Source organism: Bradyrhizobium sp. PRIMUS42 (assembly GCF_023006515.1).
Taxonomy (GTDB): Bacteria; Pseudomonadota; Alphaproteobacteria; order Rhizobiales; family Xanthobacteraceae; genus Bradyrhizobium.
In genome coordinates this window covers 1-1,237 of sequence record NZ_JALBGZ010001175.1, presented here as the reverse complement: position 1 = coordinate 1,237, position 1,237 = coordinate 1, and the positions used below count along the sequence as shown (strand labels likewise).

At 64.6% G+C, this 1,237-nt stretch carries 2 protein-coding genes; both read left to right on the top strand.

Translation table 11 applies throughout. From position 1 onward, the window contains the following. Window positions 1-1,124: AMP-binding protein (locus MOV75_RS38760; protein ID WP_247008107.1), on the top strand; the 1,124-nt coding region annotated here is incomplete at its 5' end. Between the two features lie 12 nt (window positions 1,125-1,136). Next, a partial coding sequence (locus MOV75_RS42975) for a biotin carboxylase N-terminal domain-containing protein (RefSeq protein ID WP_369010496.1) occupies window positions 1,137-1,237 on the top strand: 101 nt, incomplete at its 3' end.

Below are 1,237 nucleotides of genomic sequence, written 5' to 3'. Positions count from 1 at the left end.
CGATGCCCGCGTCGCCGCCGCTGCCGCCGCCCGGACTCGATGATGTTGCCGCGCTCAACTACACCGGCGGCACCACCGGCATGCCCAAGGGCTGCGTCCATACCCACGGCGACATGGTCTACACGGCCGCGGCCAACTACGGCATCTCGATGCCGCCCGGCGAGAGCAGCGTGTTCCTGTCGTTCTTCCCGGAGTTCTGGATTGCGGGCGAGAACTCTGGACTGATCTTCCCACTGTTCTCCGGCGCCACGCTGGTCCTGCTCGCGCGCTGGGACGCTGTCGGCGCGATGGCCGCGATCGACAAGTACAAGGTGACCATGACCGCGATGCCGGTCGACAGCGCGGTCGAGCTGATGGACCATCCACGCTTTCGCGAGTTCGATCTGTCGTCCTTGAGAGACGTCCGCGTTGTTTCCTTCGTCAAGAAGCTCAATGCCGACTACCGCAAGCGCTGGAAGGATCTCACCGGCACGATCCTGATGGAGGCGGCCTGGGGCATGACCGAGACCCACACCTCCAACACTTTCACGGCCGGTTTCCAGAACGACGATTTCGATCTCAACAACCAGCCGATCTTCGTCGGCCTGCCGGTTCCCGGCGCAGAGTTCAAAATCACGGATTTCGAGACCGGCGCGCTGCTGCCGCTCGGCGCCGAAGGCGAGATCCGCGTGCGGACGCCCTCGCTGCTCAAGAGCTACTGGAACAAGCCGGAGGCGACGGCGGAGTCGCTGATCGACGGCTGGCTGCGCACCGGTGATATCGGCAGCATCGACAAGGACGGCTTCCTGCACTTCCTCGGCCGCCGCAAGGAAATGCTGAAGGTCAAGGGCATGAGCGTGTTTCCGCCGGAGATCGAGGCGCTGCTTGGCCAGCATCCGAAGGTGTTGGGCTCGGGCGTGGTCGGGCGGGACGATCCCGCCAAGGGCCAGGTGCCGGTGGCTTATATCCAGCTCAAGCCGGAGGCGGTCGGCACCATCTCCGCGGAAGACCTGCGCGCCTGGTGCGCTGAGCGTATGGCCGTCTACAAGGTGCCGGAAGTGCGTATGATCGATGCCCTGCCGCTGACGGCGACGGGCAAGGTGAAGAAGCAGGATCTCAATCCCAATGTGCCTCCTGCTGCCTGAGTGAGAGAGACGATGTCGTTCAAAAAGCTCCTGATCGCCAATCGCGGCGAGATCGCCATCCGCATCGCGCGCGCCGCGGCCGACGCGGGCATCGCGACGGTTGCGATCCATCC